Genomic DNA, 1,389 nt, shown 5'->3' with positions numbered 1-1,389 from the left:
GCGCTCCTCGATCCGGCCGTGGCCGGCTTGCGGCTCTTCTTCATGACACGAACAATCGGCCGCGAGCACGGGATCGTCGAAGAACGCCGTGACGAATGGTGCGGCTGTTGGCGGCGCCGCCGAACGACAGGACGAAGTCCAGCGCCATCGTCCGGGTGGCGGGCGCAACGAACTGAGCGCGTTCAACGTAGCGGACGAAAGCCCGCAACGTGCCAGCTTGTTTGCTGAACCCGCAACGTGCCAGCTTGTTTGCTGAAAGAGTAGCCGAGCGAGTGGCGCAGTTCGATGTAACGCTCGGCCTTCTCGCCGAGGAATCGGGTAAAGGCGGTCATGCCGCGCCTCCCGGAAAGGGGAGTGCGACCTCGGCGAGTTGCGAGGCCGCAACCTTCACGTAGAGCGCCGTTATGTTGATGCTCCGGTGGCCAAGAAGATCGGCGACCTCGTTGATTGGCCTTCGCTGCCTGACGAGCTGGGTGGCAAGGCTGTGGCGCAGGAGATGCGCACCTGCGACCCGCCCGAGTTCGACCCCGCCATGCCGCAACCGCTTCCGCACGATCCTCGAAACAGGCGACGCGCACTTGAACGGCCCCAGCGGCGGCGCGAAGGACAGGAACAGATACGGACTATCCACCTTCGGTCGAGCGCGCAGGATGTAATCGGCGAGTGCGGCGCCGGTCTCCTCGAGGAGTGGCACCACCCGATCACGCTTGCCCTTGGTGCGCCGGACAAAAACCTCGCCAGTACGCCAGTCGATATCCTTCAGCCGAATGGCGCGCAACTCGCCGTTGCGAATGCCCGTGGTGGCGAGCAGCAGCAGGACGGCTCGATCGCGGATGTCGACCGGCGTCGTTGCGCCGATCGCATCGATCGCCTGCCGAACGTCATCCCATGCAAGGCGCGGCGGCAAATGTGCCAAACGCCAAGAGGGCGTCCTTGGGACAACTCGGGCGAGATCTTGGCGATGGTGGCCAGCCCAATACAAAAACGGAAGAAATGTTCGAATGTGAGAAGTCGCTGCCGTGCGGCTGCTGGAGGTCGCCGATAGTGACAGCCGATGCTCGACAGCAGCAAGGACCTGCTCAGCTGTCAACGCCTCGAGGTCCTGGCCGAGATGGTGATGGCGGAACCAATCCAGAAAGCGGCGGCCGCCCAGAAGAACGCCTTCGCGGGTATTAGGCTCCAGCCCCCGTACCCTATGCAGATAGTCCGAAAAGTAGGCCAGAAGCGGAGCATCCGGATCAGCCTCTTCATTTGGAAAAGAAATAATGAACCGCTCCGGAGCCACTCGCCGTGCGTGTCCTAGCTGTGGAGCCTCAACAGGTTGTCCTCGGTTAAGGCGAGGCGACTGATGGGCGGTTTTGACTTTAGGCTGCCGTGGGGGCGATGCCA

General features: G+C 62.8%; 2 protein-coding genes. Both read right to left on the bottom strand.

Going from position 1 to position 1,389, the window contains the following annotated elements:
* Window positions 1-182: 182 nt before the first annotated feature.
* Window positions 183-332 carry a hypothetical protein gene (locus tag NKJ06_RS35430; protein WP_352812573.1) on the bottom strand — a complete coding sequence of 50 codons (150 nt, stop codon included), beginning with the start codon at window positions 330-332 and terminating at the stop codon, window positions 183-185.
* Window positions 329-1,285 (bottom strand): site-specific integrase, encoded by a 957-nt coding sequence (locus tag NKJ06_RS35425; RefSeq protein WP_352812572.1) that lies wholly within the window; start codon window positions 1,283-1,285, stop codon window positions 329-331. Before NKJ06_RS35425 ends, NKJ06_RS35430 begins: the two co-directional genes overlap by 4 nt.
* Window positions 1,286-1,389: the final 104 nt, after the last annotated feature.

The sequence above is a fragment of the Mesorhizobium sp. M0293 genome, assembly GCF_040321735.1.
In the GTDB taxonomy this organism is placed as follows: Bacteria; Pseudomonadota; Alphaproteobacteria; order Rhizobiales; family Rhizobiaceae; genus Mesorhizobium.
This window is presented reverse-complemented; position numbering and strand designations above follow the sequence as displayed.

What these genes read in the sequence shown, in the direction of transcription:
- NKJ06_RS35430 (WP_352812573.1), bottom strand. Translation starts at nt 332, where the DNA reads ATGACCGCCTTTACCCGATTCCTCGGCGAGAAGGCCGAGCGTTACATC.